This window comes from Thalassospira lohafexi, from assembly GCF_002844275.1.
In the GTDB taxonomy this organism is placed as follows: domain Bacteria; phylum Pseudomonadota; class Alphaproteobacteria; order Rhodospirillales; family Thalassospiraceae; genus Thalassospira; species Thalassospira lohafexi.
In genome coordinates this window covers 513,639-526,482 of the sequence record NZ_NXGX01000004.1, presented here as the reverse complement: position 1 = coordinate 526,482, position 12,844 = coordinate 513,639, and the positions used below count along the sequence as shown (strand labels likewise).

Below are 12,844 nucleotides of genomic sequence, written 5' to 3'. Positions count from 1 at the left end.
CGCGGCTCGTCCGTTGATGTGCGGGAAATGCGGAAAATAAAAACGCCGGGGCAAGAACAGCCCGCCCCGGCATCAAAGATCAGATCAGTTCTTCACGACATCATCTAGCAGCAGGAAGAAGGATGGCTGCAATTTAAAACCATCAACCATGGTGCTTGAAACGGCGTTTTGCTTCCAGTTCGCGATAAAGGCCCACGGGGCATCGTCATAAACGATTTCCTGCATTTCGCGGTACAGCTTGGCCCGTTCAGCCTGATCGGTGGACGAACGTGCAGCTTCAAGAAGTTTGTCGACTTCGGGGTTGGAATAATACCCGGAATTAAACCCGCCCTTGTCGGGCCACGCATCGGTGCGCAATGCCAGATATGGCAAGGTGTCTGGATCATTGGTCATCCAGGCCATTTCCGCCATATCCGCCTTGCCTTCAAGACCCGGGTTCACCTTACCAAGGAAGGTGTTCCATTCGTATGTCTCGATCGCAACGGTTAGACCGATCTGCGCAAGGTCCGCCTGAATGGCCGCCCCCATCGGGATCGGATCAAGCATGCCGGAACCGCCTTCGGTGACATAGAAGGTCACTTTCTCACCTTCGGCACCGGCTTCCTTGATCAGCTGTTTTGCCTTTTCGATATCATGGGGATAAGGCTGAAGCTGTTCATTATAGGCCCATGCAAATGCAGGTGGGGTTGGCCCCGTCGCAATTTCGGCCGTGCCCTGAAGGACGTTTTCAACCAATGCCTTTTTATCAATCGCATAGTTGATCGCCTGACGGACTTTCTTGTCTTTGAACGGGCCTTCTTTCATGTTCAGAATAAGGAACCAAAGATGCGGTCCGGCCTGTTCATAGACACTGAAATTGTCGTCACCCGATAGCTGCGTCAGGCTATCTGGCGGCACTTCGACCATCAGATCAATGCCCCCGGCCATCAGTTCCGCCACACGGGTATTGGCATCCGTGATCGGACGGAACACAACCGCCTCAAGCTTGGCGACATCTTCCCAATAGTCATCGTTGCGCACGACAACGACCTTGGCATTGCTTTCCCATTCGGCAAATTTGAACGGGCCTGTACCCACCGGATGACGACCGTAATCCGCACCAAATTCCTTCACGGCTTCCGGTGAAACGATCAGGCCGGTCGGATAGGCAAGGTTGGACAGAAACGGCGCATAAGGCGCATTAAGCGTAAATTTGACCGTCAGGTCGTCCACGACATCAATCGTTTCCACAGCACTAAAGAAAAACGCCAATGGGAACGGGCCGGTGTCATGTTGGGGATGGTTTTCGTCAAGCATACGGTCAAAATTGTATTTCACCGCCTCGGCATTGAACGGGGTGCCGTCATGGAATGTCACCCCATCGCGCAGCTTGAACGTATACACCGTCCCGTCATCAGAGATAGTCCAGCTTTCGGCCAAGGCGGGCTCAACTTCAAGCGTGCCATCCTTGTAACGGACCAGACCATCATAGACATTCATCAAAATACGAAAATCGTTCACAGCGGTCACTGCCGCCGGATCAAGTGATTTGGGTTCTGCAATCTGACCCACCACCAGGACACCTGGTGGGGTCTGGGCTTCGGCGTGGCCGAACCCGAATGCACAAACCGCGAGGGCGGCTGCTGTCAGCGCCCCTTTAAACAGGCTTTTCATTCAAGCCTCCCTTGTTGAAACCTTCCTGTTACCCCGGTTCAAACCGAACCGACCGACAACGCACCGCTTTTGTGGTGTTCTTTTTTTTAACGACGTTTCCCGTTTTCCGAACCCGTTGTCGATGCGTTCGGATGTGACGGTTGCAAAACCTATTTATAATGATAAATTCGAATTCGGCAATTATTTATCATAATAAATTTCCAGACCGCCATCGTGCTAAGCTGGGACACAGGCAGGAAACATGACTTACACAATCGTCGCCAGAGACCCGAAAACCAATGCACTGGGCATTGCCAGTGCAACGGGAAATCTGGCCGTGGGTGGCTTTGTCCCGCATCTAAAACCCGGTATCGGCGTGATTGCGACGCAGGGATTTTCCACCAATTACTGGTACGGGATTAACGGTCTAACCTTGCTTGAATCCGGCAAACGGGCCGATTCGGTGCGTGATGAGCTGATAAATGCCGATGATGGTCGCCAATGGCGGCAATTGCTGGTGCTTGATGACAACGGCGAAACGGCGGCCTGGACCGGCGAAAAAAACCGCCCTGAAACCACCCATCTTGTTGAACGCGACCTTGTACTGGGTGGTAATATGCTGGCCCATCCCAATGTGCCAAGCGTGATGCGCGACCGTTTCCATGCCATGGCGCAAACATCGCAACGGTTTGATCTGTGCTTGCTGGAATCCCTTGTTGCCGGGTTTGATGCTGGCGGGGATGTACGTGGCACAACATCGGCGATGATCAAGGTCGTCTATCCAAATGCCTTGCCGCTTGATCTGCGCGTCGATGATCATGCCGATCCAATCGCGGAATTACAGCGCCTTTACGACATGACCCGCGATCCTGAATATCGTAGCTTTTTTGACCGACTGCCGACCCCTGACACGCCCCACCAGTACTAAGGTTCCAATCATTATGCTTGGCCAACTGATCTTTGACCGTCTCGAAGACGCCGCCCGCCACAGCCAACCCGGCCCCGGTGTGACCCGCCTGTTTCTAAGTGACGAACACCGCGCGGTAACCCCGTTGATCCGCGACTGGGTGACCAAAGCCGGCCTAACCAGTGAAATTGACGCGGCAGGCAATATCGTTGGCCGCGATGCCAAGGCCCTTTCTGGTGCCCCAACCCTGATCCTTGGCTCGCATCAGGACACGGTCGTGTCTGGCGGGAAATATGATGGAATGCTCGGCGTTGCCCTGCCGATTGCGGTGATTGAGCACCTTTTAAAAACCGGCATTGAATTGCCGTTTGGCATCGAAGTTGTTGCCTTTGGCGATGAAGAAGGCACGCGTTTTCAATCCACCCTTGTCGGGTCACGCGCCCTTGCCGGGACGTTCGATCCCAAGGCACTCGATGCCACCGATGATCAGGACATCACTGTCGCCGACGCGCTTAAGGCTTTTGGCTGCAATCCCGATGACATCCCCACCCTTAAGCGGGACCGCAAGAATGTGCTGGGCTTTGTCGAAGTCCATATCGAACAGGGGCCGGTTCTTGAAAAAATGGACCTGCCGGTTGGTGTGGTCACGGCCCTGACCGGGATCGAACGCCACCGCGTGCGTATTCAGGGCAAGGCAAGCCATGCCGGAACCACCCCGATGCATGACCGTCATGATGCGTTGGTTGCTGCCGCCGATGTCATCCATCAGGTCGAAGGCATTTGCAGCGCGACCGAAGGGATGGTTGGTGTGGTTGGCAAAATCGATGTCACGCCAAATGCGGTCAATGTCATTCCTGATCATGTCGATTTGACGATTGAGCTGCGCGCACCGGAACGCATCGTACGGGTCAATGGCCGGGGACAGATTCTGTCGGCCCTGCCCAACATTGCACGTAACCGCCGGGTCGAAATATCGGCGGATCAAACCTATGAAGCAGAAGGTGTTAAATGTGCCGACTGGATCATGAATGGTTTGGGTCAGGCCATTGGTGAACAGGGTATTTCACCCCATCGCCTGTTTAGCGGGGCGGGCCATGATGGACTGGCGATGCATGATCTGTGTGACATCGGTATGCTGTTTGTTCGTTGCCGCGACGGGCTCAGCCATCATCCGAACGAAGCCATCACGCCAGAGGATGCCGATGTCGCAGCAGCCGTATTGATCGATTTCCTGCAAATGGTTGGCCCGATGAAGGGCCTGTAGGGCAAGTCATCGGTCAAACACGGCCGGTTCTTCCCACTCTTTTTCGATAAACAGACAGTATTTTACGACGCGTCGAGTTCATTTCGGCGCGTTTTATTTTGTTTTGGCCCCGGAAAGCCCAATCCTAAGCACATACGAAATACCTTTAAATCAACTTTTTAGCGAAATTATTTCATTTTTATGTATCCTTTGTTTTGTGTCGCCTCAACTGGCGGTGTGGGAATGCATATCGGGGAAACCGTCGTCCTGCCGTCATTGACCATCGCGACAAGGTGCAAAAGAACGATTTTTGCATTGCGTGCCGTGGGAGAATCTACCTGACAAATTCGTCTCTGATCAGGAGAAGCACATGACCGACCAGCCGATACTCGTAGGCTACGACGGAACTGATGCAGCACAACGTGCCGCAGAATTTGCCGGTCAACGCGCAGCAGCCGTAGGCTGTGCCGTTCATCTGGTTTTTGTTCTTGAGTGGTCCCCATACAGCTTCCTTTCAACAAAGGAACTGGAAGAACGACATCAACGCCGTACAGAAGAATTGTCGCGCGCAGAGGAAACACTCAAGCCCGCGCTCGACGCTCTTGCCAAACTAAAAGTTCCGGTGACTTCGGAGGTCCGATACGGCCATTCCGGCGAGCTGATCTGTGCGATCGCAAAAGAAAAGAACGCATCGCAGATCATTCTTGGTCGTAAAGGCGGTTCCGCGCTGGGTGCGCGGTTACTGGGCAGTTTGCCGCTGACACTGGTGCAGGCATCGCCTGTTCCGGTCACGGTCGTTCCGTAAGGCAATCACACCAAAAAAGATAAACCGGAGAAACTTCATGTTTTGGAAAAAGACAGCCACGGCAAGCGCCGTTGCACTGATGTCTGGCCTTCTGCCACATGTCGCCGCCGCGCAGGAAGCCAGTTTCGACGAACAAATCAACCAAGCCATCGCCCCCATTTCAAATGTGATCGCCGGGACCATATTTTATTCGATTCCGGTTGCCGGCACCGCCTTTCCGCTGATTGTCGGGTGGCTGGTGATTGCGGCCACCATATTCACCCTGTATTTCGGGTTTGTGCAGTTCCGCAAATTCGGCCACGCCATTTCACTGGTCAAGGGGGACTATTCCCATCCAGAGGACGCCGGTGAAGTATCGCACTTTCAGGCGCTTGCCACTGCCCTTTCGGGCACGGTTGGCCTTGGCAATATCGCAGGTGTGGCCGTCGCCGTTTCCATTGGCGGTCCGGGGGCGACATTCTGGATGATCCTTGCCGGGTTGCTGGGCATGGCATCCAAATTCACCGAATGTACGCTGGGCGTGAAATACCGTAACGAATACCCCGATGGCCGGGTGTCGGGTGGTCCGATGTATTACCTATCCAAGGGGCTGGCCGAGCAGGGCAGACCGGGACTTGGCAAGGTATTGGCCATTCTGTTTTCGGTGTGCTGTATCGGCGGCGCGATTGGCGGCGGCAACATGTTCCAAGCCAATCAGGCGTTTCAGCAGGTTGTCAATGTCACCGGGGGCGAAAACAGTTTCCTGGCCGGGTCTGGCTGGTTGTTTGGTCTTGTCATGGCAATCATTGTTGGCGTTGTCATTATTGGCGGCATTAAATCCATCGCCAAGGTCACGGAAAAAATCGTGCCCTTAATGGCGGTTATTTACGTCACTGCCGGTATGATTATTATCATCAGCAACATCAGCATGGTCGGCGATGCCTTCGCACAGATCTTCGTCGGGGCCTTTACCGGTGCCGGGGTTGCCGGTGGCGTTGTTGGCGCGCTGATCCAGGGCTTTAAACGTGCCGCATTCTCCAACGAAGCGGGCATTGGTTCTGCTGCCATTGCCCACGCGGCGGTGCGCACCAAAGAACCCATCACAGAGGGCTATGTCGCCCTGCTTGAACCGTTCATTGATACGGTGGTGATCTGCACCATGACCGCCCTTGTCATTACCATCAGTGGTGAGTTGAGTTCCGGCCTGACCGGGGTTGAACTGACATCGGCGGCATTTGCATCGGCCTTTACATGGTTCCCGTTGATCCTGGCTCTGGCGGTTGTGCTGTTTGCCTTTTCAACCATGCTGTCATGGTCCTATTACGGGCTTAAGGGCTGGACCTATCTGGTTGGTGAAGGCAAAGGCAAAGAGATCGTTTTCAAGCTGTTCTTCTGTCTGTGTGTCATCGTCGGGGCATCCATGAGCCTTGGTCCAGTGATTGATTTTTCAGACTCCATGATCTTTGCCATGGCCATTCCCAACATCATTGGCCTGTACTTCCTGATGTCGGTGGTGCGCGGCGAGGTCACTCAATATTGGGACAAGATTGAACGCGGCGAAATCAAGAAGGTCAAATAGGCACCTTCTTGCGATATGAACCAATGCGTAGCACCCCCGCACATTCTGCGGGGGTGCTTTGCGTTCTACTTTGGGCTTTATGCGCCACGCCGCAAACCGCCCTGCGTCGGCGTCATGGCTGCTGATCACGCCGGCTCCCTATGCAAATGCGGGAAAATATGCGATTTTAATCGGCAAGAATGGGGCTTCGTGATATGAAGCGCCCTACTTGATGAGAGACGCCTGATAAGAGATCAGGCACAGAGATTTCCCGCAGACGATCAATAGAAAAGACCCGCACGTGATGAGTAATCAATCGCACCGTTCCGAATTGCTGATGCCCGCAGGCTCGCTCGAAAAGCTGAAAGTCGCCGTGCTTTATGGCGCAGATGCTGTTTACATGGGCACGCCGGACCTGTCATTGCGGGTCAAAAGCCAGATGTCACTTGAAGATGTGGTTGAGGGCATCGGATTTGCCCATGAACATGGCGTTCGCGTTTATCTGACGCTGAACCTGTTTTCACACAACAAGGACATCGACAAGCTGCCGGAATATGTCGATACCGTGCGCAAGGTCAAACCAGACGGGTTGATCGTTGCCGATCCGGGCGTCTTCATGTTTGTTCGTGAACATGCGCCAGAACTTGATTTGCATGTATCGACACAGGCCAATGTCTGTTCTTGGCAGTCGGTCAAATTCTGGCAAAGCATCGGGGCCAAGCTTGTCGTGCTCGGCCGTGAGGTTTCCTATGAGGAACTGACCGAAATCCGTGCCAAATGTCAGGACATCAAAATCGAGGCCTTTGTGCATGGCTCGATGTGCATGACCTATTCCGGGCGTTGCTTGCTGTCGAACTTTATGTCCGAACGTGGCGCCAATCAGGGGGCATGTGCCAATTCATGCCGCTGGAAATACAAAGTCCACATGAAGCTTAAGGACGGCACGGTCAAGGAACTCAACCTGACCGAAGAAAACCTTGAGATGTTTGATTTCTTCCTTGAAGAAGAAATGCGTCCGGGTGAGCTGATGGAAATTCAGGAAGACGAGCGCGGGTCCTACATCCTTAATTCCCGCGATCTGTGCATCATGCCGAAGCTTGAAGATTACCTGAAAATCGGGGTCGATAGCCTCAAGGTCGAGGGGCGTGGCAAAAGTGCCTATTACGCGGGTCTGGTCGCGCGTGCATACCGCATGGCAATTGATGACTGGTACGAAGACCCGGAAAACTGGTCGGCTGAAACCTATATGAAGGAACTGTCGACCATCCCGAACCGGGGCTATACGCTGGCCTTCCACGATGGCCGCCTGACCAACTATGCGCATGGCTATGACACGTCGGGCAATGTGTCCGATTGGGAATTTGCCGGGCAGATCGAAGCCGTCGAAGACGATGCCTTTATCATGTCGGTCAAAAACCGCATGCTGGCTGGCGACGTGATTGAAATCGTCCCACCGCGCGGGCGTAAAACCGTTTTCATCCGCATGTATGAATTCATAGATGCCAAAACCGGCAAGGTCGGCGAAGCCGTGCATGCGGGCAACAAGCCGCTGGTGCGCATTCCATTTGATTTGATGGAACTTGAAGACCGCGAATATCTGCGCACCGCCTTCCCGCCGATGACCATCATCCGCAAGGAAAAGGCGCTGACCGAAGACGAATGGCAGCGCATGAAACTTGATCAGGAAGGTCACAAGATCGAAATGGGCAAGGGCAACGAAGAGCGCTATGACGCCAAACGCGAAGCGCTTCAGACCGCCCTTGACGATCGCCAGAAAGACCGTTCGTTCCGCACTCCGCGCGTTGGCACCAAGGGCTGCTGTGGCCGGGGTTGCAATGGTTGCCTGATCTTCTGGCATGATGACAGTTATGCCAAGGCACGCGAGGTCCTTGCCAAACGCAAACAGGGTGAGATGTTGGAGCGTGACGGCAAGACGATTGCCGCGGAATAAGCATTCCGACCCTAAGCACCAATTAAAAACGGCAGCCTTTAAAAGGCTGCCGTTTTGTTTTGCCTATTCCGAGGCCTTCAAGGCCCGTTCTTCCAGCTTGTCAATCCGGCGCAGCGCCAGCCAGCCCACTGCGACAAAGACCAACAACAAGACCGGCCCGAGCAGCATCAGGTTATGTTCAAGAAGTTCGGACATACTCGCGCCCAAGCTATACCCAAGTGCGACGTAAATCCCGATCCAAAGCAGAAGGGATAGGGTGCTAAGCGGCAAGAAACGGATCAGCGACATCGAACTCATGCCAACCGGCAACATCCCGATCATGCGGATGGTGTTGGGATAACGACATAAAAGGATATAGGCGACGCCATAATGTTCAAACAGGCGCATGGTCTTGCCCATCCAACCGGCAAAGGACTTTGGCATTTTGGCAACGATCACCTCGCCATAGCGCCGCCCCAGCCCAAAGCGCAACATGTCCCCGGCAAAACCACCAGCAATCATCGCGGTCAATGATGGTACCAAAAGCAGACTTTCCGATGCGACCAGAATGCCGACGAACACAGGTAAGATGCTGCTTTTGCTGACGCAATAGGTAAAAATCAGGATATAGACCAGATCCTGATGATCCTGAATCCACAGATTAATCGTTTCTATCACGTCGACACTCGCCTGCTTGATAAAGGGGTGTCGCGTTCTAAAGCACAGCCATCCATTCGACCAGTGTGCCACATCACACTTCAGTCAAGACCACCGCCCAAGACCAACAAACCAGACAGACTGACGGGATCATTGGCCAAGCTTTACGCCAGTTCAAATTTGATCGGCTGGGCCCCTTCCCAAAGCGTCATTTTACCGAGCTTTTCAAGGTCTTCGAGATTGCTGGTCACGGTGATAAAGTGGTTCCCGGCAAGCTGGCCCATTTTCGATGCGAAATGCACCCCGCCGTACGCCAGCAGGATTTCGGTTTCACTGATCCCGCCGGGATAGAGGATGATCTGCCCCGGCGCCGGATAGCTGGTGTGGTTTTCATAACCAACGCCAAACTGATAATCCCCCAACGGCATCCACACCCCCTCGCCGCTCCAGCGGACATGAACGGCCTTGCTTTCAAACGGCATGCGGTCAACAAAGGCCTTGCAGGTTTGCGGCGCCTTTTGGGTTTCCAGCACACCGTCAAAGGTGAAGGGGCCAGCGGTGATTTTGATCTTGGTCATCGGTAATCCTATGAAATGAAGGCCATCCAGCCCAGTGCAAGGGCCAGACTGATCAGTGTAATCGGCACGCCAAGGCGCGCATATTCGGCGAAGGAAATCACCGTTCCGGTTTTTTGCGCCTGTTCAACAGCAATGATATTGGCAACCGACCCCACGATCAGGAAATTTCCCGACAATGTGCTAAAAACGGCCAAGCCATGCAACATGCTTTGGCTCCAGTCCGGGCCAAGTGACAATAACATCATGACCAACGGCACATTCCCGATGGTGTTTGATCCGGCAAGCGAAACCGCAGCCAGCACAGCCCAATGATCAATCTGCAAGGTAACAAGAATGTCGCGAAACAGTTTGGCAATTTCCGCATCCTGTGACATCGCGCCGGTCACGATGAACAATCCGCAAAACAGCGCAAGCAAATGCCAATCAACCCGTCCCAAAACCTGATCGGTTGGCAGACGTCGGCTGAGCAGCAGGATAGCTACGACCAAAAGCGACCAAAGTGCGCGATCTTCGACAAAGACAAAAATCGCAATCACCGCAAACGTCGCAACGACGGCCTTGGTCAGGATTTTCTTATCCAAAACAGGTTGGGACGCATTGGCGTCTTTTCGCTTAGGTGCCATCCCCCCGCCATCGGTCAACTGGGCGCGCATCATCGGGCTTCGCAGGATCAGGGCATATACCGTGACAAGCCCAATGACCGCCGGGACACCACAAACCATCAGGAAACTGCCAAAATCCAGATTGCCAAATTCGGCAATCATCAGGTTTTGCGGATTACCAATCAGCGTTGCCGCCGATCCGGCATTAGCAGCACAGACAACCGCAATCACAAAGGGTTTGGGATCAAGCCCGCGTGCGACAACGCCGGAAATCAAAACCGGTGTTACTGCCCACACCACCACATCATTGGTCATTACCGCTGATAAAATGCCGCAAACCGCAATCACCCCGGCCAGTAACCCGCGCGGGCCGCCGCCAAGATTGGTAATCCGATCCCCAATCCAGTCAAAGAATCCGCTGGCGGCATATTGCGAGGACAACACCATCAATGTCAGCAAAACAGCAAGGGTGGCAAAATCAATCGCCGCCAAGGCGCCTTCGCCGCTGATTGCACCGCTGAGTAAAAGGACCACCGCCCCGAACACGGCAATGCCCGTGCGGTTAATCGCAAGCCCCGGCCAACGGCCAAGCGCCATGCCGATATAAACACCGATAAACACGACTGCGATCAGCCAGTTCATGCGAAATCCCCCGATGACCACGGCACAGCGCACAGGTCTTGAACATGGCTACAGCGTCATTTTCAACCGGTCAATTGACTTTGCATTCATGCACAAATTGCAATGCCCCATACCAAAATGCAGTAACTCGACTTCTTACGACCCGAGAAAATGGCCTTTTGAGCCATTTTTTGCGCCGCAACATCACTTCTTCGACGATCCTGCGATTGTTTCATGACAAAACGGGTGAAAATTTCACTTGCGTGGAAAAAGCAATGGGCGTAAATCGCGACTTGCCCAAAGTCGCACGTGCCTGTGGTGGTCTTACTTCAAGAACCCTGTAGGACTTACTTAAAGCAACGACGGTGTAGGGCTTTTTTGGTCTCAGGTGGTTGTCCAAATCCACCGACACTAAAGAGGCACACCATCATTGCCCACGTGCGGACGGGAAACTCCCATCCATAGCGAGGCAGACTTCGCAAGTTTCGGTAGGCACCGGAACCTTATTCAGCCTGCAGGTAGTCCGCGTCACGCGCCTCCACCGCGCCAAAACGCATCAGGTACCGCAAGCTGCCATAACGTGGAATGGGAGAACGCCCCAATGGCAACGCAGCGTATTATTGATTTTCTTGCCCAGAACCGACCAGAAGGCCCGTGCCTTGTTGTCGATCTTGACGTGGTTCAGCGCAACTACGAAACCTTTACCCGTGCCCTGCCCGATAGCCGCATTTTCTATGCGGTTAAGGCCAACCCGGCACCGGAAGTCCTCAGCCTGCTGGCTGATCTTGGCAGCAACTTTGACACCGCATCGGTCGCCGAAATTGAAATGGCGATGGCCGCTGGTGCGACGTCTGAACGCATTTCATTTGGCAATACGATTAAAAAAGAACGCGACATTGCGCGCGCTTTTGAACTTGGCGTGCGTTTGTTTGCGGTTGATTGCGTCGAAGAAGTCGAAAAGATTGCCCGTGTTGCTCCGGCATCGCGCGTGTTCTGCCGCATCCTGACTGACGGCGAAGGCGCTGAATGGCCGCTGTCGCGCAAATTTGGTTGCGCACCATCCATGGCGCTTGAGGTTCTTGAGCATGCCCATCACATGGGTCTGGATGCGTACGGCGTATCGTTCCACGTCGGATCGCAGCAATGCAATCTTGATGCATGGGATACCGCCCTTTCCGAAGCCTCCGCGATCTTCCGCACGCTTGCCGATAAGGGCATTGTCCTTCGTATGGTCAATATGGGTGGCGGTTTCCCGACCCGTTATCTGCGCGATATTCCGAAAACCGAGGCCTATGGCACCGCCATTGTTGACGCGCTTCACACCCATTTTGGCAACCACATGCCAGAAACCATCATCGAACCGGGCCGTGGCATGGTCGGTGATGCGGGCGTGATCAAAGCCGAAGTGGTGCTGATTTCGCGCAAACATGCCGATGATCCGGTACGCTGGGTGTATCTCGATATTGGTAAATTCGGCGGCTTGGCCGAAACCATGGACGAAGCCATCCGCTATCCGATCACGACCATCCATGATGGTGGCGATGTTGCCCCGTGCGTTTTGGCCGGTCCGACCTGTGATTCGGCCGACGTGCTCTATGAAAAGAAACCTTATGATTTGCCGATTGCCTTGACGATTGGCGATGAGGTTCTGATCGAGGCCACCGGTGCGTACACCACCACCTATGCGTCCGTGGCGTTCAACGGCTTTGCGCCGTTGGCCTCCTATATCATCTGACCCCTTTTGGGAACGATAGGACAATGATCACGATTGATCGCGAAGGGCAGTTTGACCACGTCGAACGTGAAATCCTGCTCGACCGCGTCATGGGACAGGCCCGGTTTACCAAATCGTCCGAAGTGCTGCGCCGGAATCGGCGCCCGGCAGACGGTCTGGCCTTTGTTGCCTTTGACGGCAACCACATGATCGGCACCGTCCGGTTGTGGAATGTTGATGCTGGCAACGGCGGTTCTGCGCTGTTGCTGGGGCCGCTTGCGGTTGAAAAAGTCTATAACGGGTCTGGTGTCGGCGCAGCGCTGATGTATGCCGCACTCAATGCCGCCCAGTCGGCTGGCCACCGGTCGGTTCTTTTGGTTGGCGACCCGGATTATTATGCTCGATTTGGCTTTACTGCCGATCCGGCCAATGGACTTCTGATGCCCGGTCCTTTTGATCGCCACCGGTTTCTTGGCATCAATCTGGGCAATGGTGACACCCTTTCGGGTTCGCAAGGGCTGCTGACCGCAACCGGTGCCACAGCTCACTAGTCCGACTAAACCGATGAACACTCCAAACAAAAAGCCCCGCAGCAATGCTGCGGGGCTTTTGCGTTCC

Annotated in this window: 11 protein-coding genes; 7 read left to right on the top strand and 4 right to left on the bottom strand. The window is 54.2% G+C overall.

Annotated elements, in window-relative coordinates; all coding sequences use genetic code 11:
• Positions 1–84 precede the first annotated feature (84 nt).
• On the bottom strand, positions 85–1,653 hold the full coding sequence (locus COO92_RS12210) for an ABC transporter substrate-binding protein (RefSeq protein ID WP_101302442.1): 1,569 nt from the start codon (positions 1,651–1,653) through the stop codon (positions 85–87).
• 241 nt (positions 1,654–1,894) lie between these two features.
• On the opposite strand from COO92_RS12210, the gene COO92_RS12205 reads away from it, so the two are divergent.
• The 5 genes from COO92_RS12205 (at position 1,895) to COO92_RS12185 (ending at position 8,075) form a co-directional block, all read left to right on the top strand.
• Positions 1,895–2,560: a DUF1028 domain-containing protein gene (locus COO92_RS12205; RefSeq protein WP_101302440.1), complete on the top strand. Its 666-nt coding sequence runs from the start codon at positions 1,895–1,897 to the stop codon at positions 2,558–2,560.
• A gap of 13 nt (positions 2,561–2,573) precedes the next feature.
• The gene (locus COO92_RS12200; RefSeq protein WP_101302438.1) at positions 2,574–3,803 is read left to right on the top strand and encodes an allantoate amidohydrolase; all 1,230 of its coding nucleotides are present in this window, start codon (positions 2,574–2,576) and stop codon (positions 3,801–3,803) included.
• Between the two features lie 349 nt (positions 3,804–4,152).
• Positions 4,153–4,587 carry a universal stress protein gene (locus tag COO92_RS12195; protein WP_022732168.1) on the top strand — a complete coding sequence of 145 codons (435 nt, stop codon included), beginning with the start codon at positions 4,153–4,155 and terminating at the stop codon, positions 4,585–4,587.
• A gap of 37 nt (positions 4,588–4,624) precedes the next feature.
• Positions 4,625–6,145 carry an alanine/glycine:cation symporter family protein gene (locus COO92_RS12190; protein ID WP_206186403.1) on the top strand — a complete coding sequence of 507 codons (1,521 nt, stop codon included), beginning with the start codon at positions 4,625–4,627 and terminating at the stop codon, positions 6,143–6,145.
• Positions 6,146–6,428: 283 nt separating this feature from the next.
• Positions 6,429–8,075 carry a U32 family peptidase C-terminal domain-containing protein gene (locus COO92_RS12185; RefSeq protein WP_101302437.1) on the top strand — a complete coding sequence of 549 codons (1,647 nt, stop codon included), beginning with the start codon at positions 6,429–6,431 and terminating at the stop codon, positions 8,073–8,075.
• A 63-nt stretch (positions 8,076–8,138) separates the two neighbouring features.
• On the opposite strand, the gene COO92_RS12180 is transcribed toward COO92_RS12185, so the two are convergent.
• The 3 genes from COO92_RS12180 to COO92_RS12170 all read right to left on the bottom strand — a co-directional run bounded on the left by COO92_RS12180 (position 8,139) and on the right by COO92_RS12170 (position 10,533).
• Entirely contained in the window at positions 8,139–8,732 is a 594-nt protein-coding gene (locus tag COO92_RS12180; RefSeq protein WP_101302435.1) for a DedA family protein, read from the bottom strand.
• A gap of 143 nt (positions 8,733–8,875) precedes the next feature.
• Positions 8,876–9,289, bottom strand: coding sequence for a DUF3830 family protein (locus COO92_RS12175; protein WP_101302433.1), 414 nt, complete (start codon positions 9,287–9,289; stop codon positions 8,876–8,878).
• A gap of 8 nt (positions 9,290–9,297) precedes the next feature.
• Positions 9,298–10,533 carry an SLC13 family permease gene (locus COO92_RS12170; protein WP_101302432.1) on the bottom strand — a complete coding sequence of 412 codons (1,236 nt, stop codon included), beginning with the start codon at positions 10,531–10,533 and terminating at the stop codon, positions 9,298–9,300.
• Positions 10,534–11,113: 580 nt separating this feature from the next.
• On the opposite strand from COO92_RS12170, the gene COO92_RS12165 reads away from it, so the two are divergent.
• Both COO92_RS12165 and COO92_RS12160 read left to right on the top strand, forming a co-directional pair.
• A complete protein-coding gene (locus tag COO92_RS12165) occupies positions 11,114–12,247 on the top strand; it encodes a type III PLP-dependent enzyme (RefSeq protein ID WP_101302430.1) in 1,134 nt (377 codons plus the stop codon).
• Positions 12,248–12,270: 23 nt separating this feature from the next.
• Positions 12,271–12,777: a GNAT family N-acetyltransferase gene (locus COO92_RS12160; protein WP_101302428.1), complete on the top strand. Its 507-nt coding sequence runs from the start codon at positions 12,271–12,273 to the stop codon at positions 12,775–12,777.
• The last annotated feature ends 67 nt before the right edge of the window (positions 12,778–12,844 follow it).

What these genes read in the sequence shown, in the direction of transcription:
- COO92_RS12170 (WP_101302432.1), bottom strand. Translation starts at nt 10,533, where the DNA reads ATGAACTGGCTGATCGCAGTCGTGTTTATCGGTGTTTATATCGGCATG.
- COO92_RS12205 (WP_101302440.1), top strand. Translation starts at nt 1,895, where the DNA reads ATGACTTACACAATCGTCGCCAGAGACCCGAAAACCAATGCACTGGGC.
- COO92_RS12165 (WP_101302430.1), top strand. Translation starts at nt 11,114, where the DNA reads ATGGCAACGCAGCGTATTATTGATTTTCTTGCCCAGAACCGACCAGAA.
- COO92_RS12185 (WP_101302437.1), top strand. Translation starts at nt 6,429, where the DNA reads ATGAGTAATCAATCGCACCGTTCCGAATTGCTGATGCCCGCAGGCTCG.
- COO92_RS12195 (WP_022732168.1), top strand. Translation starts at nt 4,153, where the DNA reads ATGACCGACCAGCCGATACTCGTAGGCTACGACGGAACTGATGCAGCA.
- COO92_RS12160 (WP_101302428.1), top strand. Translation starts at nt 12,271, where the DNA reads ATGATCACGATTGATCGCGAAGGGCAGTTTGACCACGTCGAACGTGAA.
- COO92_RS12210 (WP_101302442.1), bottom strand. Translation starts at nt 1,653, where the DNA reads ATGAAAAGCCTGTTTAAAGGGGCGCTGACAGCAGCCGCCCTCGCGGTT.
- COO92_RS12200 (WP_101302438.1), top strand. Translation starts at nt 2,574, where the DNA reads ATGCTTGGCCAACTGATCTTTGACCGTCTCGAAGACGCCGCCCGCCAC.
- COO92_RS12190 (WP_206186403.1), top strand. Translation starts at nt 4,625, where the DNA reads ATGTTTTGGAAAAAGACAGCCACGGCAAGCGCCGTTGCACTGATGTCT.
- COO92_RS12175 (WP_101302433.1), bottom strand. Translation starts at nt 9,289, where the DNA reads ATGACCAAGATCAAAATCACCGCTGGCCCCTTCACCTTTGACGGTGTG.